Here is a 21,630-nt window from a genome sequence, read left to right as displayed (position 1 = left end):
AATGAAAACGATTAAGAAATAAATAATCTCTTAACTCTTTCGAGAATAACATAACATTCTCTTTTATAAAAAAAGAATGCTGTAAAATCAATCAGTATTACTAGAAAGATAATTGCTTTAATATTAAAAAACAGGGTGGGCATCAACAATATTCCCAGCAACAAGAAAGTTCCTATAATACTTTTTTTTACATTGAATATTGTGCGATACAATTTCTGACCATAATAAGTGTTTAAAACATATAACAACACTGCCGCAAAAGAATTTGCGATAGCAGCCCCAATCAACCCCATTTCTGGTATTAATAACAAACATAGTAAAATATTTAAGACTACAGATGCAGAATGGGTAAGAAAAGAAATGTGATTTTTCTTTGCCAATGCTATGCCTTTGTCAGTTGTTTCCAATAAAAAACTTAAAACAGGTAATGCTAAAAGTAGCGAGAAGAATAGTTTGCTTGAATGATAATCCTTACCTATAAAAAGATATATTATATCTCGACAACAAACCAAAATAGATGTTGCAAATATTGTAAAAATAACAACAAAATCATGCATTTTTTCTATTCGCCTTCTATCATCTTTATAATTTTGATAAACATAGGCTGCCCAAAATGTGGAAAAGCCACCTTTCACCGCACTCAATATAGATCCAAACATCACAGTCGAGGAAAAAATGCCTAAAGCATAAGAAGAAAGCATCGTCCTTATCACTTGTTGATTAACATAAGTATTCAGATACACCACTATATACGTTGGAGCACTATATAATGCAAATTTCATATATTCACTATAACCGACAAGAGACAAAGAGCTATTTAGTTTGCCGTTTTCATCAATAGGAACGTATTCTTTTCTCTGTGTAAAAAGATAAATAATGAGTATTGAAAATAAACCAATTGTCAAAATAGAGACTATCCACACAAATCCATCCGTAAAGAAAGCCGCAATAATAACAAGAAGCCGTGAGAAACAATTCATTAATATATTTTGAAAATTATATTGAAATACACGAAAAGACATTCTAAAAGAAATATTCAAATATCTCAATATAATATTGGTAAAAGAATATAGGAAAAGCAAACCGGTAATAAGTTTACTGCCTACTCCAAAAATAAAGTCAGAAAAGGATTCTCCGAAAAAGAGTATCGTAACAATTCCAACAATGAAACAAATAAGTGTAGAGAAAATAATATTTTTATACAACAACTGACTGCCTGTATCAGTACCCGGAGGTTCGTTATAGAAACGTATGTACGCCCCATCCATGCCTATTGTCAATACGTATAACATAACACTTGAGGCTGAATAAAATATTGCAATTAGACCATAAACATCAGGTCTAAGAAGCCTTGTTGTTATGACAACAGACAATAACCCTAAAACGAAACTCAGCCATGTTGAAATAGAGTATTGAAAAATACCTTTTATTAAATTAGGATTATTCGACATTTTAATAGATTTGTTCAAATATTTTTCTGAACTTATCCTTATACAATTTCACCTCTTTTTCGGAATTATATAAATCGGTATTATACAAATTCAATTTACTTTCCAAACGATTCAAGGTTGGTACTAAAGCTAAGATGTTTAACAATCTTCTAGGAGTTTGATGATATAATCCCCAGCTATATAATAATTTTTCTAAAATAAATCTAAGGTAATATTTCAAATCTTTCTTAATGGGTGAAAAATTATAATCAAAACCTAAGGTTGAATCAGTTATCATCCTCTCACATAAATCCGCTACTTTTTGATAAGCCATTTCACCAGTCTTTGAATTGCTGAAAAAACGAGTTACATTCTTATCCAAAACAGGAAATGAATAATCATCCTCATCTATAGTTTTCTCAAAATCATCGTTACTATTAATAAAAACTCCTCCAAGCATAATAGAGACTTCCAAGCCTTCAGGAACTGTAACCGGTCTTAAGATATAACATGGTTTACCTGCGAAATAAATATCTGCGAGAGATGTACTATACCAATTGTAAATTTTATCAGAAATAACAGCCCATTGACGCATAGAATAAGCATTTATACATCTGAAATTCGATATTGAATTTTCTATCTCATGCAGGTGCTCATTATCTCTTTCAGCAGGATGTCGCCGATAAATAAATATTTTCTCAGGATGCTTCTCGGCAGCTTTCCTTAACCAAACAAGAATTTCTTTGTATGATTTATTACTAAAGTCTGAAAAGATTCGAGCATTAGGATTTAAGCACTCTAAACGTTTAATCTCTTCTTCTGAACGATTAACATAAGAGAAAGAAGATATAAACAGAATCCATTGCTTATCAATGTCTATTTTAAATTCTTTAGCTATTTGTTCTTTGCTAAGAAAATAATCTTTGAACTCAGGACGAAACAAATCCATTGCAACAGATCCTACATCATGTATATGTTCAGGCTTAATCCCATGACTTAAATATCTATCAACTTGAACCTGCCCCCATGCCAAATGTTGAGCTTCTTTTGCTTGACCAGATGGGTTATGAATCCCATCTTCTGATGCTTCCGAAAGGATTTGCTCATACTGCATACTTATGACATTTCTATTGCTGTTTTTATCATTTCGAGTAAAATATCGCAATTGAAACTCATTATAAACATGAGGTACCAAAACGACCTTGGAATCGATATAAAATTTACTATTTGAAGAGATATTAAGAATTTTTGTCGTGTATCCCCTTCTTTCCAATTCGGTTGCTATCAAAGCGGAGTTCTCAAGTTCTCGTGCTTTATGCTCATATAGAATCAAAATGTCAATTTTTCTCATCTAAATTTTATTCCATTCAAAATTTTATGTGCTTTACTATTTCTTTTGCCTTTTGATATTCTTGTTGATTACCTATATCTATCCAAGTTCCATTCAATGGAAATCGAATAACCTTATATCCATTTTTCATCAATAACTCCATAAAGTCTGTAGCGTTAAAAAACTCACCTTTAGGGATAAGATCCAGAAGTCTTCGTTTGATGAGGTAGATTCCGGTATTTGCGTAATAGTTATAAGTCGGTTTTTCATGGACACCCTTCACATTGCGTCCTTGAAGTTCTAAAATTCCATAAGGAACTGAAATTGTATAAGGAACAGCGGCTATACTCATATCTGCATTATACTCTTGAAAGTGGAGGAAGAAATCTTCCAAATCCAAGTCAGTTATCGCATCAGAGTTCATGAGAAGAACTGTCTCGTTTACAAGATTATCAACATAGGCAAGTCCTCCAATAGTTCCTAAAAATTTAGGCTCACTAAAGCATTTCACAAAAACTCCTTGTTTTGACTCAACAAAGTGTTCCTCAATTTGTTCTTTAAGATAATTAACTGTGACAGAAATGTTTTTTATCCCAAAACTAATAACATGCTCAACGATATAATCAATAATAGGTTTTCCTTGCATTTTTAATAATGGCTTTGGGGTGTTTTCTGTAAGGGGACGAAGGCGTTCACCTTTTCCTCCAGCCATTAATACCACATCAATTGGGAGTTTGGTACGATATTTCTCAAGGTCAATTATATCTACAATACGATCCTCACTATCAAGAATTGGTACGAGTTGCATCTTAAGTGCTTTCTGCTCTCTGATATGAGACACATCATCATTCACTCCTTCTCGCAGATAATTGAAAGTACGATGCATTACCTTATCAAGAGTATCACTTATATTAATTCCTGCAATAAGTGCTCTTCTTATATCACCATCTGTCATGGTACCAACCATTCTTCCATCGCTATTCACAACAAATAGCACAAGAGGGGCTGAAGATAAAGAATTGAGTTGCTTCAATGCATCAAGCAACGTTTTATCCTCAACTATAAAATAGTTGTTTTCTATCATAATTCAACTAACTTTTCTTTGATTAAAAATTCGGCATAGTGCCAATCTAACATAGTGTCAAGATCAACGGATGAAATATCATCCATTACATACTTGATACGTTTCTTAAATAGAGCAAGCGGTTCACGTTTCAAACTTTCGGGATTAATAATATAAATAGCTCCATTATATTCATACGTTATAGGGGCATCTTGCCGACGTGTTATCATACCATTACCTTTAGATATATGCAAGAATCCATTATCATCCTCTTCAAAACAGTTATAATATGGGTTAGAAGAAGTCTTAACCACAGATACAATCATGTCTATTTTTTGCGTATATAAGTTCATCGCTTCTCGAAGATGTTCCGCATTTCGAAAAGGAGAGGTATTTTGTAAAAGAACAATATTATCATAATGCTTCCCATGTTCTTCATAAAATTTAAGTGCATGAAGCAAAACTTCATACATGCCTGCTTTATCTGTAGCTAATTCTGCTGGACGAATAAAAGGAACCCTTAAACCATAATCCTCAACCACCTTAATAATTTGAGAATCATCTGAAGAAACACATATATCGTTGTCGGAACAAATGGAGCGAGCTACATCAATGGTGTAATAAATTAGCGGTTTGCCCGATAAAGGTTTTATATTCTTATGTAAAATACCTTTGCTCCCCCCACGTGCTGGAATAATAACTAGCGATTTCATTGACTTAAATCATAAAATTTTTTTTCAACTAAGTTGGCAAGAGGGTAATTCTTAATAACATCCACTATCTTCTCTGTAGTATTCTCTCCCTCATAAGGATTATTGTTTTTTACGTTAGTGGAAAAATCATCATCAAGAATGATTGCCAACCCTTCTTTAATAGATTTTTCTGTAGCTTCACAATTAAAGACACTATTTGCAGATATGCGTCCCTTTTGTCGGATACCAATATTTAAAGTCGGAATATGAAATGAAGGCACTTCGATAATTCCACTTGAAGAATTTCCTACCACAGCTTTTGCATAACGGAGAGCTGAAAGATAACGCCTTATTCCTAACGACTTCCATGCTTTGACTTTTCTTGGTTGAGCAGCCACAAATTCTTTGATATGGTCTATTATAACACGCCCGTTAGAATCAGAGTTTGGATAAGTAAAGAGTATTTTATAGCCATCCAGAGCATTTAATGCCGATATCAAGGCTTGACTTTGTTTTTCCGCCGAATTATCTTCAAGTGTAACTGGATGATAGGTTACTACTATAAACTTATCTCCAAGTGAGAAATTAAGACTTTGCTCCAACTCTTCTTTAGACATTAAGGGAATATGCTTGATATTATCAATGCCTATTGCCCCTACATTGAAAACACGATCAGGTTGCTCTCCTAATTGAATGACACGCTTACGATATACTTCCGTTGATGTAAAATGCAAGTGGCTCATCTTGCTAATAGCATGGCGAATACAATCATCATAAGCGCCCTCTGTAATTTCTCCGCCATGAAGATGAGCGATTGGTATTTTATGAAAGAGAGCCACAAATGCCACAGCAAGCATTTCATATCGATCACCTAAAATGACGATTAAATCAGGACTAAGCTCACTAAACGCATCCGCAAAACCAATCATCCCAAGTCCTACAGACTTTGAAATACCTTGAGCAGAATCAGAAGAAAGTAGCATTTCAATTTTTTTATTAATATTGAAGTCATCTTTTTCTATTTCACGGTAAGTAAGCCCAAATTCTGGAGAAAGATGCATATTTGTAGCAACAACCTGAAGTTCTAATGCAGGATCATTCTGAACAGCATTCATTAAACCTCTAAGAAGTCCGTATTCAGCCCGGCTACCTGTTATAAAACATATCTTACGCATAACTAAAATAAAGACACTATCTGTTCATCTGTGTTATAATCTCGATTGGCAATGGTACCGATAATACTATTCCAATACATTGGTGATAGACCAGTTCCCGGGCGTTTGATAGTAATATTTTCTTCTGTCAACAAATCACCTTTCTTTATCGGAACAGCCGCAACAATACTCTTTCGAGCGATTAAGATATTTGCACGTTCTGAAGTTGTTATTTTTTTCTCACCATCACCAAGTGCTTTCTCTATATTTCGAATAGCAGTTACCATCATTTTCAACTCATCAGGTTCAAGTGATGCTTTATGATCAGGTCCTGGTAAAAGGCGGTTGAGAGTGAAATGCTTTTCAATAACTTTTGCTCCAAGAGCAACAGCAGCAATAGGGACTTCTACACCCCTTGTGTGATCTGAATAACCTATTTCTACTCCAAAATTATTCTTAATGGTTAACATTGCACGAAGATTAACATCTTCAAAAGGTGTAGGATATTGCGTATTGCAATGGAGAAGGGTGATTTGCTCTTTACTCACGCCAAATTCATACAATACATTAATTGCATTTTGAATATCCTGCTCATCGCACATACCAGTTGACATAATAACCTCTTCCCTAAACTGAGCTATTTTGCGTATATAAGGATAATTTGTAATTTCACCAGAAGGTATTTTCCACAGCTTCATGCCTAACGAATGCAAATAATCAATACTATTTAAATCAAAGGCTGTTGACCAAAAACGAATACCTTTCTGATGACAATACGAAATTAGTATTTGATGTGCTTCGTGAGAAAGCTCCAATTTCTTGAGCATATCATATTGGGTATCGTCATCCCTCGTATTTTGTTGTTGATACTCTGCTTTCTTTGCTTGTTTTGAAACAAGTTTATCTGCTGTGAAAGTTTGAAACTTAACAATATCAGCACCGGCATCCGCAGCAGCATCTATCAACTGCTTCGCTAACTCAATAGAACCATTGTGATTAACACCAGCCTCAGCTATAATTAATGTATGAGCCATTATGTAGATTATAGTTTCAAAAGAGTTGAACTATTATAATATATCCCTTTCTCCATAATACTTTTCCTGATGGAAGAACTCGCCCCGATTATAACATCATCTCCTATTGTGATGCCGTTAACAAGAACACTATGACTTCCAATAAAAACGCGTTCTCCTATCTTGCAATCACCATTTATCATTGTACCCGTAGATATGTGGCTTTGAGCTCCCACGATGGTGTTATGCTCTATGTTAGTAAAAGTGTTAAGTATAACATTTTCACCAACCTGAGCACCGGCGTTTACAACCGCCTGATGCAAGATTACAGTTCCTTCTCCAATACTGGCATATTGGGAAACATGAGCTGTAGAAGCTATTATGGTTGCAAGATGCCCTCCTGCTTCTTGTACTTGATTATACAATCTTATTCGGATAGAGGGGTTTTTAATATAGCCCACAGTAACAACAAAATCTGCTTTATCTATATAAATTGGAATATCATTATCATCTCCTAACACTCGATGATTAGGTAGGATTTCATTCCCTATTACCTCAGAGATATCAAGAATGCCTAAAATATTATAACCAGCACTCTCAGCCGCTTCTATCACCGATTTACAATGCCCACCTCCACCAAGAAGAATTAAAGGTCGTTTCATTATTATCGTTGTAAGTCGGTAAGACGTACAGAACTTGGGATATTTACAACCCGTTCAGCAAACCTTATCGTATTCTTTAGACCATCATTCTCACATTTTTCAAACATTGGCAGACGATTCATCAACTCCCATATCGGACGCGTCATAACACCATTATCGTTAGTTTGTGTGAGAAATTCCGTGCGAGCTTTCTTATTTTTAAGAATGATAACATTAAGCCAGTAGTTAGAGTAAGTTTCGGGAGAATCTGAGAAAAAATCAATTTCAGGAATATTGCGAAAAAAGTCCTCATATTCTGCTGCTACCTTACGCTTACTTAAAATATACTTGTCAAGGTTTTCAAGTTGCGCACATCCGAGAGCAGCATTCACATTGGGCATACGATAATTGTAGCCAATATGATCATGGCGGAACTCCCAGCGATGTGGTAGTTTAGCTTGAGTTGTAATATGTTTTGCGAAAGCAGCTAACTTTTCATCTTGGAAGAGCATCATACCACCACCACCAGTTGTGATAGTTTTATTTCCATTGAAACTAATAGCCCCTATCTTACCAAAAGTCCCAGTGTGTTTACCTTTATATGTAGAGCCTATACTTTCTGCCGCATCTTCAACCAATTCAATGTGCCACTCTTTACAAAGGTTGGCTATTTCCTCAATGCGAACAGGATGCCCAAACGTATGCATAGGTACACATGCCTTGATTCTACGTCCTGTATTTTTGTTGTAGCAAGCAAGCTCATCTTCTGCAAAAGAAAAATCACGACTATCAGAAAGTTCGGAAATACGTGTATTCTTTCTTACCTCAGCATTTTTTGAAAGCCACTCTTTCATGAAATCCGGGGATAGTCCCATTGTGGAACGATCAACATCAATAAAAATAGGATAAGCTCCTATATAACTCAGAGCATTACAAGTTGCGATAAATGTAAGTGCTTGGGTAATTACTTCATCTTCCTGCTTCACTCCTACAAGCATGAGAGACATGTGTAAAGCATTTGTTCCTGAAACACAAACTACTGCTTTCTTGGCATTGGTGTATTTAGCCATATCATCTTCAAATTGATCAACAAATTTTCCAACAGAAGATACATATGTCGTATCAATACATTCATTGAGATACTTCTTTTCATTCCCTGCAAATACAGGAATAGCAAGAGGAACATACTTTTGATTCCCATACATTGACTTAATAAAGTCTATTATTTTTAAATAACTAATCATTAAAATAAAACTTTTAGTGAACTCGGGATATAAGTCTCAAACTTCTTGAATCTTAAAGGCAAAGCTTGCCAAATCATATTTATAAAATTGTAAATTCTATTTGATATGTAAATTCTTATCTTATCGATTAGAATAGATCCCAAAAAGACACAGGTAAATAAGACTATCAAGGAATAAACATGTTCAAAAAATGGTTTTTCATAAAGACTTTTTGTAAAATGATAGTATATATTTTTTATAGACGGATGCATGTGAATCAAATAAATGGCTAAGCATGAGGAAGCGCACCAATTGATAATATTATTCTTAAATTTCATCCTTCCGAATAAGAGAAAAAGAAAGACACCTTGCAAAATCACAAGGGGACCACAATAATTATAGCCAAAGAAAAACGACTGCATCCGGGACGCGTTAAAACGGAACATCAAGAATAGGGTATAAACTATGGTGAAAATCAAAAATGTAACCATCAAATAGGCAAATCCGGCATGATTTTTCGTTCTATTTACTACATCAAGTTTATTCAACAATCGACCAACTAAATATACTATAAAGAATGTGATATTGATATTCAAACTAAAAATAAAAATATTTGCCAATATTAAAACCAAGATAATTTCAAATAGCCTCTTTGAAGATGACTGGTCGGACAAGGCATTCAATGCAGGAGAAATAAAATACAAAACTATATACGATGAGATAAATCCCCATGACTTATAAAAACATTTGAATTGTTCGATAAAATCATGCCAACTAAAAGTTAAAATATTAAAAGCGATACAAGCCCCATAAACTGCAAAACTATAAAAAACAACTTGAAACAACAAGTTAAAAAGACTTTTAACTTTCCATCTTATTCCGAAAAAACCAGATATTAGAATAAATGTATCAACCGCACAAATACAAGCGCTCTCGCGAAAAAAATCAAATGCTTGAAATACTCCTGTACCATATTCATATCCCCAAAAACTATGAAGATTAACTACCATTAGCATGGAGAGCAATCGCAGAAGCTCAAAGTTTGATAGTCTCCCCCCTGTATTTCGATTTATTAACATATCATTCAAATCTTTACATTTTTTGATCCAAATTTTTTCCTTTTTCTTCATGTTCGAAATTGGGAATGTACCGTTTGATGGCTTTCACCACCTCAGCTTTAGTAAAATTGTCTTTCGCAAAAATCTTTTTCAGTTCTAAAAAGAAAGTTTCTATTTCAGACAACGATCGATGGTTTGTTTTTTCCACCACTCCAAGAGCTATGAAGCGATCCATATTAATCTGTTCTCCCGGAATATAAAACTCTTCATATGGTTTCTCTCCAGTTGTATCACTCTTAAAGTATACTACAGGATACTTATCCGACTGATAACTCATTCTTGCCGCATACTTTTTCGCATCAAAATCATTAGCGCATTCGATTTTCTGAAACCCTTCTGCTCTTACAAAGTCATCACAGATAGATGAGAAAGTGAGCATCTGTTCTTCACCTAATTTAGGAAAGAACACCTCCCCCCCCTTACCGAGAATACAAGCCAACATACAAATCTGACCACTCTCTTCGGGCGATACAAAATAACGTTTCACGTCTGATGGTGCTGCCAATGGTTGTTTTTTCCTCAACCGATGCAACCATCCATCAGGTAGAGATCCATTAGAAAAAGCTACATTCGCAAAACGTGCAGTAGTTACTTTGAAATATTTGTTATATGACATCACAAGATCTTCCATTATACGCTTACTTGCCCCCATAATGTTTACGGGATTGGCAGCCTTATCAGTACTTACACAGAAAAAATGCTTAGGTGGATAAACACATAATAAATCCATCAATTTTTTCGCTTTAATGTCATTATTTTCTAACAATGCTTGAACGCTATATTTATCTTTTTCGGAACGAACATGTTTATGAGCAGAAAAATTAGCTACAATGTCAAATCCTTTTTCCTCACGGAAAATACGTTCAAAAATAGGATCCGCAAAATTTAGAGTATAACAACGAAATTTCTCAGGTACAAATAGTTTTTCCGTAGAACGAATATCACGAACCAATTCCGCAAGACCATTTTCATTTAAATCTATAACGACAACAGCTGAAGGTTCGAAATGAAGAATTGCTTTGATGAAACTAGAACCAATAGAGCCTGCTCCACCAATTACACATACTTTCCTACCTCGAATCTCTCGTGATAATTCAGTTTTATTTGCTTCAATATCCTTTGAAAACATACTGACAAAACGATTTGTAACAGAATCGGCAATAAATTTATCAAGATTAAACATATCTTTAATGTATTTATAATTACAGAGGCATCACAATAACTTCAGCCATAATAAACCTCTCAGAGCTTTAAAAAAGCGACAATCTTCTCAAGAACACATAAAATCATACTATTTATAACTTATCACTAATTTAAATATAGTATATTAACAGATAGCGCAAGAACTTTTATTTATTGCACGAAGTTTCCTTCGCCCTTTAACTCTTTCTGTATATATTCCAAAGCTGCAATTTTCTGCTTGGTTTCCTCTAAATTGAGCCGATAAGTGTTATCGGAGTTGAACTCCTCAATCTCTGAACGAGTCGTATCGCCTTCTTTGAAGAATTTATCGTAGTTCAATCCGCGGTTATCGGCCGGAACACGATAAAAATCACCCATGTCTTCAGCTTTCGCACATTCTTCTTTGGTCAGCAGGGTCTCATACATTTTCTCGCCATGTCGAATTCCAATGACCTTAATTTCTTCTTTCTTGCCGCCAAAGAGCTCGCAAACAGCTTCCGCTTGGGTATGGATGGTGCACGCGGGGGCTTTTTGAACAAGGATGTCGCCATTCTGCCCATGCTCGAAAGCAAAGAGAACCAAATCTACCGCTTCTTCCAACGACATTATGAAACGGGTCATTTTCGGTTCCGTTACCGTGATGGGGTTTCCGCTACGTATCTGATCAATCCACAAAGGAATTACCGAGCCACGCGAGCACATGACGTTTCCATAACGGGTACAGCAAATCTTGGTCTTCCCGGAATAACGACTCTTTGCCACCGCTATCTTTTCCTCTATCGCCTTGGTAATTCCCATTGCATTGATGGGGTAAGCCGCCTTATCGGTAGAAAGACAAATTACAGCTCCCACACCGGCTTCAATGGCAGCTGTCAAAACGTTATCAGTACCGATGACATTGGTCTTCACGGCCTCCATCGGAAAGAACTCACAACTCGGTACCTGCTTTAAGGCAGCTGCATGAAAAATGTAATCCACACCGGGCATCGCGTTGCGGCAGGATTGCAGGTTTCTCACATCACCAATGAAGAACTTAATCTTATTGGCTACATCTGGATATTTTGCCTGATATTCATGTCGCATATCGTCTTGTTTCTTCTCATCGCGTGAAAAGATTCTGATTTCAGCTATATCCGTACGAAGGAAACGATTTAACACGGCATTACCGAAAGAGCCCGTACCTCCGGTAATCATTAAAGTTTTTCCTGCAAAAATGCTCATTGTTTATGATATTTAGTTATTATTTCTACTTGTTTGGTAATAGCTCTTATACCACTCGGCAAACTTGCGCAAGCCTTTGCGCAGGGGAGTGCCGGGTTTGAAGCCAAAGTCGCGCTGCAAGGGCGCGGTGTCGGCGTAAGTTACGGGTACATCGCCGGGTTGCATGGGAACGAGTTCCTTATGGGCATCAAAGTCGTAATCGGTGGGAAGCACTCCGGCACGCACTAATTCTTCTTGGAGAACAGACACAAAGTCGAGGAGGTTCTCGGGAGAGTTGTTGCCAATGTTATATACTTTATAAGGGGGAACGGGAAGCCCATCCTCGCCGTTGTGCTTTTCGGGCGCGTGTTGCATCACCCGAACTACGCCTTCCACAATGTCGTCAATATAGGTGAAGTCGCGTTTGCAGTTGCCGTAATTGAAAATCTTAATGGTCTCACCTTTTACGAGTTTATCGGTGAATCCGAAATATGCCATGTCCGGGCGTCCGGCAGGTCCATAAACAGTGAAGAAGCGAAGCCCCGTTGAGGGGATGTTGTAAAGTTTGCTGTAAGCGTGCGCCAACAGCTCGTTGCTCTTCTTCGTTGCAGCATACAGACTTACGGGATTATCCACCTTGTCGTCTGTGGAATAGGGTACCTTCTTGTTGCTTCCATAGACCGATGATGAGGAGGCATATACCAAATGTTCCACTTCATGATATCGACAGGCTTCAAGGATGTTATAGAAGCCGATGAGATTGCTTTGAATGTAAGCATCGGGATGGGTGATGCTATAACGCACCCCTGCCTGAGCCGCGAGATTGACGACCACGGAAATCTTGTTTTCTTCGAAGATTTTTTCCACCGCATCCTTGTCGGCAATGGAGGCATGGACGAAAGTCCAATCGCGATTCATTTGCTCGATTTCTCGCAGACGCTCGTATTTTATTTTCACATCATAGTAATCGGTTATCGAATCCATGCCGATCACTCTCACGGTTTCCACATCGTGAAAAAGACGTTTCACAAGGTTGCTGCCTATGAAGCCGGCGGCACCTGTAACAAGGATTGTCTTCCCCCTCAGATTTACGTTATTTTTCAGCATTTCAATCCCTTCTGAAGATATCACGTGTATATACCTTGTTTTCCACGTCTTTCAAGCAGTCGTCGAAGCGATTGGCAATGATGGCTTTGCTTTGTGTCTTGAAATCTTTTAGATTGTTCACCACCCTACTGCCGAAGAAAGTTGCGCCATCGTCGAGTGTCGGCTCGTAGATAATCACTTCCGCTCCCTTTGCCTTAATGCGTTTCATGATTCCCTGAATGGCAGACTGGCGGAAGTTGTCGGAGTTGGACTTCATGGTCAGTCTATATACACCGATTACGCAATTGTGCTCTTTGGCGGCATCCCATTGTCCGTTACCGGAATAATAACCCGCCATACGCAGCACGGCGTCCGATATATAGTCTTTTCGGGTTCTGTTGGATTCAACAATTGCCGACATCATGTTTTGTGGTACGTCGCGATAATTGGCAAGGAGTTGTTTCGTGTCTTTCGGCAGACAATATCCTCCATAACCGAACGATGGATTATTGTAGTGGGTGCCAATGCGCGGATCCAGTCCTATGCCCTCGATGATGGCTTTGCTATCGAGTCCTTTCATCTCGGCATAGGTATCCAACTCGTTGAAATAGCTCACACGAAGCGCAAGGTAGGTGTTAGCAAAGAGTTTCACTGCCTCGGCTTCTTTCATGCCCATGAAAAGCGTGTCTATGTTCTCCTTTACGGCGCCTTCCTGCAAGAGCCGTGCAAATGTAGCAGCGGCTTCTCGCAGCATCTCCACATCGGTAATCAATTTGATGGCGTTGTTTTCCTCTTTGAACTCAGGTTTGTCTATCAACTTGGGATAGCCCACGATGATGCGACTCGGGTAAAGATTGTCATAGAGTGCCTTGCTCTCACGCAGGAACTCCGGTGAGAAGAGTAGGTTGAAGCGTTTCACGCCTTTTTGGGCATACTTCAAATAAAGAGTCCGAGTATATCCCACGGGGATGGTTGATTTGATAATCATAATGGCATCGGGATTTACTTCCAACACCAAATCGATGACTTCTTCCACATGGCTCGTATTGAAATAGTTTTTTACCGGGTCATAATTGGTAGGCGCAGCGATAACGATGATATCGGCATCAGCGTAAGCGGATCTTCCATCGAGCGTTGCCACTAAATTCAAGGGTTTCTCAGCCAAATATTTTTCTATATAATCATCCTGAATGGGAGAGATTTTATTGTTAATCTTTTCCACTTTCTCAGGAATGACATCCACCGCCGTTACCTGGTGATGCTGTGAGAGCAATGTGGCAATACTCATTCCCACATAGCCTGTTCCTGCCACAGCAATCTTAATATCTTTGAAGTTGCGCATATCTCTCATAAAATTATTTTCTCTTATTGTGATTTCACCTTGTCGGCAAAACTCATTTAGGATTATGCCATGTTTATAAAGTGGAGCAAGTGGAAGCAATACGCATTACACCTCATCAAAGAGGTAAGCGTAGTTAGTCTTTAAGTCGGCATAAACAGAATTGCCCCATGCACTAAAATCTTCATCTTGCTTGGAATCGGACAAGATGTTTCTCATCTCTTGAAAGACCTTTGTCCCTGCCGCGAAAAGTGGTTGCAGACGATTGCCAGAGGATTGAAAAAAGGGTGCATAATAATATCCGATTTCTTCTATCATGAACGCAAAAGACGCAAAAGCTTCTTTAACGTTAATCTTCCCCACCTGTTCATCGGAGAGGATTTGCAATCTAAGAATTTCTATATTCTCTTTTTGGGCAGCCACTTCACTCTCAGAGGTTACCGGATGGAAATATCGATCGATGAAAGCATTGCGTTCTTGCAGGTTGCGCTTGTAGAAGATGTCGCCACACTTCTTATGCGTCTCGTTTTTCCCAACCTCCTCAAACCTTTCATTGTGAATGCCCGAAATGGCGATGCTCTTTCCGCCGACATCCATCACCAATCTTCGGTCGCGCGCCATGCGTATGACGTAGCCTTCCAGTCCGGCAAGGTTGCCCGATGCGATGCGAAGTAAGGTGCGGTTTTTGGCATAATATTGAAATGGGCGCATGAGAAAGCGAATACGGTCGGGCTCTACCTCCGCGATGCGCATGAAAGGTTCCATCTGTTGGTGGGGGATTACAGCCGGCTTGCCGGTGCTGCAATTCTTACACAGCCAATAGCCTGGAAATTTAGTATTGAGATAGTTTTGTATTTCTTTTGGTTGCCCTTGCAGAAAGATAAGTCCGCTAACGGTGGGAGTTGTTGTTTCCTTTACTCCTCGCCCATACTTACGAACATATTTTACGCTTTTGTGGATAAAAAAGACGCGACCATCTGTCTTTAATTTCTCTTCGAAAACCGAAGTTCTTCGGCAATGGGTGAAGAGATAACACCAAGAATCGGTGGTCTGCGAATGGTTTTTCATTGGGTTGTTCTCGCTTTCCCCACCAACTTGCAAGCACTGCTTCTCTTCTGAGCCACTCAAAAGAATAGGTTCAGTGTGCCGGTTGCCGTCCGGTAGCCTTTGACCCTCCACATTGGAAAATCGTTCGGCTTCGTTGGCTGCAGACAGAGAATCCGTACTATCCAGTTTCATAAATTCCCATCTACTTTATGTCTCTCATAATGGTCATTATCTCCTCGGATAATCGAGCCGATGTCACTACATGATGATTCACAAAATAATACGTTTCAAATATAACTTTCAAAGGGAAGGTTTGCAAGTTCGAGGTTTCTTGATAAATGTTCCAATAAATGTTTTCCGCGTTCAGATAGTCGTTCCACAGTAGGTTTTCGAGCTATTTGTTGCACCTTTGCAATTCTCCTCTCCTTAAATTTTCTACAAAGGTAATGCTTTTTTTCGTTTTTTGTATCATCATTCACAGATTTCTTTCATGGCATCGAAGTTTTATTGCGATTGTAACCAATAGTGTCCTAAATATTTTTTTTCGAAAACTCACGAAACACCGCATAAATCATAAGACTTGACGTGTTTTTCTCTAAATCAGATATGGCGTATGACTCCAATTCGTATTCAGGTGGTGGTAAACAGACACTTGATAGCGAACATTCGACCTGCCCGGCACCATGAAATTATATTACAAAAACCGCATCGGGGATACGTTTTGTAATCTGCTAATAATCAGGACGATATTATTTGCGATTTAAAAGCTTAGCTTTTGCAGCATAATTCATGACCTTTTGCAGTGCAAAAGGTAAGCTTTTGGAAAGTGAAAGCTAAGCTTTGGGTGGATGAATGAAGAAAATTTAGGACACTATTGGCTTGTAACTTCAGAGTGATGAGGGTTAAGGGGCTTAAGAGCCATAGCTATTTTGCAATCATGGAAAAGCTGTAAACTCCACAATTTCTAAAAAAACAAGAAGATGAGAATAAGCAAAAAGACTTAGAAAGCCAAGAAGTTCAAGAGAAATTCAAGAATGTTTTGGAATTTAAATAAATGTAAAATGCCACCGGTCGTTGCATGGGAGCAACTCACCGGTGGTATTTTCATGGGTGTCGCGAGAAAGGTTCATTTGTTCAATGTTATCGCATACCCATAGATTTAGAACTCGGCATTCTTGGGTGTGCGAGCAAACGGAATGACATCGCGTATGTTTTGCATGCCGGTAACGAAAAGGATGAGACGCTCGAATCCCAACCCGAAGCCACCATGCGGACAGGAACCGTATTTACGCGTATCGAGATACCAGTCGTAAACTTCTTCTTTCATGCCACGCGCGCGAATTTCCGCTAACAGTTTCTCATAACTTTCCTCACGCACAGAACCACCGATGATTTCTCCGATGCGAGGGAAGAGCACGTCGGTTCCCTGCATGGTCTTGCCATCGGCATTCTTCTTCATGTAGAACGATTTTATCTCGCTTGGATAATCGGTCATGATTACCGGTCGTTTGAAATGCTGTTCCACCAAATAGCGTTCATGCTCACTGCTGAGATCCATTCCCCATTCCGAAACAGGGAATTCAAACTTCACGCCATTGTCTTGTGCCTTTTTGAGAATATCAAAACCTTCCGTGTAGGTAAGGCGGACAAACGTTTCCTTCAGCACTCCTTCCAAACGGGCAATGAGTTCCTTGTCAATCATCTTGTTCAGGAACTCAAGGTCGTCCTTACAATTCTCCAAAGCCCAACGAACACAATATTTAATGAAGTCCTCCTCCAAGTCCATGAGTTCTTGTTGGTCGATGAACGCCACTTCCGGCTCAACCATCCAAAACTCTGCCAGATGGCGAGGCGTGTTTGAATTTTCAGCACGGAACGTGGGTCCGAAAGTATAGATGGCTCCGAGCGATGTTGCTCCCAGTTCCCCTTCCAACTGTCCGGAAACCGTCAGGTGGGTCTTCTTGCCAAAGAAGTCATTGTCGTATTCTACCTTCCCCGATTTAGCCACTCTATCCAAATCAAGAGTGGTTACTTGGAACATGTTGCCGGCACCTTCACAGTCGCTACCCGTAATCAAAGGAGTGTGGAAATAGAAGAATCCGTGTTCATGGAAATAGCGATGAATGGCTATCGCCATATTGTGGCGAATGCGGAATACGGCACCGAACGTATTGGTACGCAGACGCATGTGCCCATACTTGCGCATATACTCAAAGCTCTGTCCCTTCTTCTGCATGGGATAGTCGCTCGGACACAAACCATAAATCTCCATCTCGCCGCACCTAATCTCGGAAGTCTGTCCCTTGCCCTGACTTTCCACCAATTTTCCGGTAACGCTGATGCAGGCACCGGTGGTAATGTTCTTTAGTTGTTCGGGATCGAGGGCTGCCGGGTCGATGACCACTTGAATATTCTTGATGGTGGAGCCATCGTTCAAAGCAATGAAATCGACAGCCTTACTACTACGATGGGAACGCACCCATCCTTTCACGTTGATATCTTTTCCAAAGTCGGTGCACTGTAACGCATCGACGACTTTTGTTCTTTTCATTGATTGTAAAAATTAAGACCTTCGCCCACACCTTGAAAAGATAGTGAGCTTTGGTATTCATATTTCTCTTGGTTTCTTTCTCCTCTTCACGGAGGAGTGTTGGCTGATCTTATTCAAAAGCGCCCATGCGCAACATATCCACTTCCTGCTCGGTAAGGAAACGCCAATCGCCGCGACGAAGGTTTTTCTTTGTCAGTCCGGCAAACTGTACGCGGTCGAGTTTTACCACACGATAGCCCAAGCTCTCGAAGATACGGCGAACGATACGATTTTTTCCGCTATGGATTTCTATCCCCACCTGACACTGGTCTCGGTCGTCGGGATATTCTATGGCATCGGCTTTAATCTCGCCATCATCCAATTCAATGCCATCGGAAATCTGTTGCAAAGTCTGTGGCATAACCGGTTTATCAAGGAAGACATGATAAACCTTTTTCTTCAAGAATTTTGGATGAGTAAGTTTACTTGCCAAATCGCCATCATTGGTAAGCAGAAGCACACCGGTGGTGTTTCTGTCCAAACGTCCTACGGGATAGATGCGCTCCGGACAAGCGTCCTTGACCAAATCCATGACCGTCTTGCGTTGCTGGGGATCGTCGCTGGTGGTAACATAGTCTTTGGGCTTGTTCAGCAGCACATAGACTTTCTTTTCCAAAGAAACGATCTCGTCCTTGAATTTTACCTCATCGGAGCGCAGCACCTTGGTTCCCAACTCGGTAACCACCTCTCCATTCACGGAAACGGCACCTGCCTGTATATACTCATCAGCCTCTCGGCGTGAACAAACTCCGGCATTGGCAAGGTATTTGTTCAAGCGCAAAGGCTCGTTGGGATCAATATTCTCTTCCTTGTATTCAATGCGTTTCTTGAAAGAATATTTCGCATTGGGATCATAATCGGCTGTATGCTGACGGTAGCCGCCCTGTCCGTATCCATTGCGATTGTTATAGCCACGGTTCTGATAACCGCCGCGATTATTATAGCCACGATTCTGATAACCTCCCTGACGAGGTTGATAGCCCCCACGGTTGTTATAGCCGCGATTCTGATAACCGCCACGATTCTGGTAACCGCCGGTGGGATAGGAATGTTCCTCACCTTCTTGATTGTAACGCGGACGATAGCCACCCTGCTGCGGACGAGGCTGGTAAGCGTTTTGTTCTCCGTCCTGATTATAACGAGGTCGATAACCGCCTTGTTGCTGACGGTTCTGATAGCCATAGTTTTGATAACCGCCCTGACGAGAGTGATAATCGTTGGAGTCGCCTTGATTATTATATCTTGGACGATAGCCTCCCTGCTGCGAACGAGGCTGATAACCGCCCTGACGAGCCTGATAGCCTCCATAAGGTTTATTGTTTCTCGGACGATAGTCTCCTTGACGTTCGTCACCGGCGTTTCCCCCGAGATTGGCTCCAAATCCTTCCGGACGGAAGCCCTCGTCGTTTCCGTTACGATTTACGTAAGCTCGTTGTGAATGAATGCGCGGACGCTGCTGATGAACCGCACCACGATACTCTCTCTCTGCGCCATTCTGTCCGTCGGGTGAATAGCCTTCACGGTTAGTTTCATTCTGAACGGACTGACCTTCTTTGTTTTCTAATTCTTCTGTCATAGTTGTTTTACTTTAAATTTTTCACGTTTGACCTCACGGTCATTTTTCTTCATAATTTGTGTTGTATATATTCTCTTTCTTTTTATTTACAAATAATATGTTCCATGCGTCCATCGTGTAGGGAACGAAGGGATGAGTTTACAATCCCGTGTAATTTTGCGGTGCAATCGCCATCAGTTCCTTTTTTACACTTTCGCTCACATTTAATTCCTTGATGAAGTTGTGTATGCTTTCTTCTGTCATGCGCTCGTTGGTTCGGGTAAGAGCTTTCAACGCTTCATAAGGATGTGGATAACCTTCGCGCCGGAGAATGGTTTGTATGGCTTCGGCAACGACAGCCCACGTGTCCTCCAAGTCGGCATTGAGCTTATCCTGATTTAAGATTAACTTGCGAAGTCCCTTCAGCGTACTCTGTATGGCGATTACGCTATGTCCGAGGGGAACGCCCACATTACGCAAGACGGTGGAGTCGGTCAGATCGCGTTGCAAACGGCTGATGGGTAGTTTCTGCGCGAGAAACTGCAAGATGGCGTTGGCAATGCCCATATTGCCCTCACTATTCTCAAAGTCGATAGGATTCACCTTATGGGGCATGGCACTCGATCCGACCTCGCCCGCCTTGATTTTTTGCTTGAAATATTCCATGGAGATATACATCCAAATGTCGCGATCCAAATCGATGATTATGGTATTGACGCGCCGAATGGCATCGAAGATAGAACCCAAATGGTCGTAATTACTAATTTGGGTGGTGAACTGCTCTCGGCAAAGTCCCAATTTCTCGCTCACGAACTTATCGCCAAAGGCTTTCCAGTCATACCGGGGGTAGGCAACGTGATGGGCGTTGTAATTGCCGGTGGCTCCTCCGAATTTAGCGGTAAGTTTACAAGCCTTGAGTGACTGAAGTTGTTCCTCGAGTCGATAGGCAAACACCTGTATCTCTTTCCCCAAACGTGTAGGGGACGCCGGCTGACCATGTGTCTTTGCCAACATGGGTACATCGCTCCATTCGTTGGCATAGGCTGTCAGTTGAGCTATGAGTTCTTCCACTTGCGGAATGAAGACTTCGTCAAGAGCTTCCTTGAGAGAAAGGGGTACGCTGGTGTTGTTGATATCCTGAGAGGTAAGTCCGAAATGGATAAACTCCTTGTAGGCCTCGAGTGAACCAATCCTGTCGAACTCTTCCTTGAGAAAGTATTCCACGGCTTTCACGTCATGGTTGGTAACTTTTTCAATCTCCTTGACGCGTCGTGCGCTATCTTCGGAGAAATCACGATATATCTTGCGCAACTCCTCAAAAAGAGTCGCATCGAACGTTTTCAGTTGAGGTAGGGGGATTTCACACAGACTGATAAAATATTCTATCTCTACTCTCACTCTGTAACGGATGAGTGCGTATTCTGAAAAATAATTGGCAAACTTCTCAGTTTTTCCTCTATAACGACCATCTACGGGCGACACAGCTGTTAATTCATCAAGAACCATAACAATAATTGAAATTAATAGATTGCAAATTTAAGAATTTATATCGAAAGTATTGCAATAATCGAATAATATTTCATTAATATAACAATTGAAAGTTTTTAGCTCAAGTCCATCATAAGGTTATCCCCCTTCGGTTGCATCTTTTCTCATGGCGCAGCGGCAAGAGAATAAAACACCGGAAAACAGTTTTTTTCTTTCTGCCGAACATCTTAATCCTCTTATTTCTTCACCACAATTCTACCTCCGGGGGGAAATGTCTTATACGGATTTAGCTTGTCACAATTCTGACTATAAAAAAAGTAAGAAATTATGACAAAACGTAAAACCCCGCGCGAATTTTCGTATTCGTTAAAGCTGCAAGAGTTAATTGATTATTATTCTAGCGGTTGTTCTCAAGAGTCCATATTGCGTAAGTTGATTGTGTTTAGCTGTTCAATGTTCCAATGGCTGAATTGTTGGCC

Annotated in this window: 17 protein-coding genes; all 17 read right to left on the bottom strand. The window is 39.8% G+C overall.

The genetic code is table 11. From position 1 onward, the window contains the following. Positions 1–11: 11 nt before the first annotated feature. A complete protein-coding gene (locus ETF27_RS06290) occupies positions 12–1,469 on the bottom strand; it encodes a lipopolysaccharide biosynthesis protein (RefSeq protein WP_130830456.1) in 1,458 nt (485 codons plus the stop codon). Next, positions 1,453–2,781: a surface carbohydrate biosynthesis protein gene (locus ETF27_RS06285; RefSeq protein WP_130830457.1), complete on the bottom strand. Its 1,329-nt coding sequence runs from the start codon at positions 2,779–2,781 to the stop codon at positions 1,453–1,455. The genes ETF27_RS06290 and ETF27_RS06285 overlap by 17 nt, the downstream gene beginning before the upstream one ends. Positions 2,782–2,797: 16 nt before the next feature. Further along, entirely contained in the window at positions 2,798–3,841 is a 1,044-nt protein-coding gene (locus tag ETF27_RS06280; protein WP_376744078.1) for a sugar phosphate nucleotidyltransferase, read from the bottom strand. Next, entirely contained in the window at positions 3,841–4,536 is a 696-nt protein-coding gene (locus tag ETF27_RS06275) for an acylneuraminate cytidylyltransferase family protein (RefSeq protein ID WP_130830459.1), read from the bottom strand. Before ETF27_RS06275 ends, ETF27_RS06280 begins: the two co-directional genes overlap by 1 nt. Continuing rightward, entirely contained in the window at positions 4,533–5,690 is a 1,158-nt protein-coding gene (gene neuC / locus ETF27_RS06270; RefSeq protein ID WP_130830460.1) for a UDP-N-acetylglucosamine 2-epimerase, read from the bottom strand. The genes ETF27_RS06275 and neuC overlap by 4 nt, the downstream gene beginning before the upstream one ends. A 2-nt stretch (positions 5,691–5,692) precedes the next feature. Then, entirely contained in the window at positions 5,693–6,703 is a 1,011-nt protein-coding gene (neuB, locus tag ETF27_RS06265; protein ID WP_130830461.1) for an N-acetylneuraminate synthase, read from the bottom strand. Between the two features lie 8 nt (positions 6,704–6,711). Continuing rightward, positions 6,712–7,344 carry an acetyltransferase gene (locus ETF27_RS06260; RefSeq protein ID WP_130830462.1) on the bottom strand — a complete coding sequence of 211 codons (633 nt, stop codon included), beginning with the start codon at positions 7,342–7,344 and terminating at the stop codon, positions 6,712–6,714. 2 nt (positions 7,345–7,346) lie between these two features. Then, on the bottom strand, positions 7,347–8,567 hold the full coding sequence (locus ETF27_RS06255; protein WP_130830463.1) for a LegC family aminotransferase: 1,221 nt from the start codon (positions 8,565–8,567) through the stop codon (positions 7,347–7,349). Beyond that, positions 8,567–9,676, bottom strand: coding sequence for an acyltransferase family protein (locus tag ETF27_RS06250; RefSeq protein WP_130830464.1), 1,110 nt, complete (start codon positions 9,674–9,676; stop codon positions 8,567–8,569). The genes ETF27_RS06255 and ETF27_RS06250 overlap by 1 nt, the downstream gene beginning before the upstream one ends. Continuing rightward, positions 9,639–10,847 carry a polysaccharide biosynthesis protein gene (locus tag ETF27_RS06245; protein WP_130830465.1) on the bottom strand — a complete coding sequence of 403 codons (1,209 nt, stop codon included), beginning with the start codon at positions 10,845–10,847 and terminating at the stop codon, positions 9,639–9,641. Before ETF27_RS06245 ends, ETF27_RS06250 begins: the two co-directional genes overlap by 38 nt. Positions 10,848–11,017: 170 nt before the next feature. Beyond that, positions 11,018–12,067, bottom strand: coding sequence for a polysaccharide biosynthesis protein (locus tag ETF27_RS06240; RefSeq protein WP_130830466.1), 1,050 nt, complete (start codon positions 12,065–12,067; stop codon positions 11,018–11,020). A gap of 12 nt (positions 12,068–12,079) precedes the next feature. Continuing rightward, complete coding sequence (locus ETF27_RS06235) at positions 12,080–13,153, bottom strand: NAD-dependent epimerase/dehydratase family protein (RefSeq protein ID WP_130830467.1); 1,074 nt, start codon at positions 13,151–13,153, stop codon at positions 12,080–12,082. A gap of 1 nt (position 13,154) precedes the next feature. After that, on the bottom strand, positions 13,155–14,474 hold the full coding sequence (locus ETF27_RS06230) for a UDP binding domain-containing protein (RefSeq protein WP_130830468.1): 1,320 nt from the start codon (positions 14,472–14,474) through the stop codon (positions 13,155–13,157). Between the two features lie 105 nt (positions 14,475–14,579). Beyond that, positions 14,580–15,710: a hypothetical protein gene (locus tag ETF27_RS06225; RefSeq protein ID WP_130830469.1), complete on the bottom strand. Its 1,131-nt coding sequence runs from the start codon at positions 15,708–15,710 to the stop codon at positions 14,580–14,582. A gap of 967 nt (positions 15,711–16,677) precedes the next feature. Beyond that, the gene (gene asnS, locus ETF27_RS06220; protein WP_130830470.1) at positions 16,678–18,069 is read right to left on the bottom strand and encodes an asparagine--tRNA ligase; all 1,392 of its coding nucleotides are present in this window, start codon (positions 18,067–18,069) and stop codon (positions 16,678–16,680) included. Positions 18,070–18,178: 109 nt separating this feature from the next. Beyond that, the gene (locus tag ETF27_RS06215; protein ID WP_130830471.1) at positions 18,179–19,684 is read right to left on the bottom strand and encodes a pseudouridine synthase; all 1,506 of its coding nucleotides are present in this window, start codon (positions 19,682–19,684) and stop codon (positions 18,179–18,181) included. Positions 19,685–19,822: 138 nt separating this feature from the next. After that, entirely contained in the window at positions 19,823–21,169 is a 1,347-nt protein-coding gene (gene purB, locus ETF27_RS06210) for an adenylosuccinate lyase (RefSeq protein ID WP_130830472.1), read from the bottom strand. Positions 21,170–21,630 lie beyond the last annotated feature (461 nt).

The sequence above is a fragment of the Prevotella brunnea genome, from assembly GCF_008016795.1.
Lineage (GTDB): Bacteria > Bacteroidota > Bacteroidia > Bacteroidales > Bacteroidaceae > Prevotella > Prevotella brunnea.
The sequence above is the reverse complement of the archived record's forward strand: the minus strand, read 5'-3'. Positions and strand labels throughout refer to the sequence as shown.